The organism is Kitasatospora sp. NPDC058243 (assembly GCF_042882025.1).
GTDB lineage: Bacteria > Actinomycetota > Actinomycetes > Streptomycetales > Streptomycetaceae > Kitasatospora.
On record NZ_JBHVWW010000174.1, the window covers coordinates 276 to 1,152 of the forward strand.

Below are 877 nucleotides of genomic sequence, written 5' to 3' on the forward strand. Positions count from 1 at the left end.
CTGGTACATGCACCGCGAGTGCGACCAGAGGCGGGGCCCTGTGGGATGCGGTGATTAGTGTTACGGCTGTGTGCCCGTCTGAATGCGGAATCCGGTATGACGCTGTGTGTGACGCGCAGGCAACTCACCGACGAGCAGTGGATGTTCATCGGGCCGTACTTGCCGATCGGCGAGTACGGCCCGTACCCCGAGAGGTTGCGGGATCAGTTCGAGGGCGTGATCTGGCGGTTCCGCTCCGGCGCTCAGTGGCGGGAGATGCCCGCTGAGTTCGGCCCCTGGCCGACGGTCTACGGCCGTTTCCGGGTCTGGCGGGACGCCGGCGTCTTCGAAGCCCTGCTGGAGGAGCTGATCGCATTGGCCGCGAAGCGGGACGAGGTGGACTTGTCACTGGTCAGCGTGGACTCCACCACCGTGCGGGCCCATCACGACGCCGCCGGGATGCACCTCGACTCCGAAACCGTGAACGCCCTGGAGAAGGCCGCAGGAGAGGCGGAGAAGGCCCGGAAAAAAGGGGAGGCCTGGAGGAACAAAGCGGGCAGACCGCTGCAGGTGACCCGGAGCGGGAAGAACGGCGACGAATCCGGCGCCGGCGCAAGCTCCGGCTGAAAGCCGCCCTGCTCGGACGCTCCAGGGGCGGACAGACCAGCAAGATCCACCTTGCCGGCGACCGGAAGTGCCGGCCACTGGTATTCCTCCTGACCGAGGGCCAGGCCGCGGACAGCCCTCAGTTCATCCCCGTCCTGAAGAAGGTACGGGTCCGCGGGCCCGTCGGCCGTCCCCGCACCCGGCCCGGCGCGGTCGCCGGGGACAAGGCCTACTCCTCCCGCGGCAACCGTTCCTACCTGCGCAAACACGGAATCAAAGCAGTCATCCCCGA

Annotated in this window: 1 pseudogene; it reads left to right on the forward strand. The window is 67.5% G+C overall.

What is annotated here, in order from left to right:
• Positions 1-108: 108 nt before the first annotated feature.
• Positions 109-877 (forward strand): annotated as a pseudogene (locus ACFVX9_RS39885) (transposase); the annotation flags it as partial.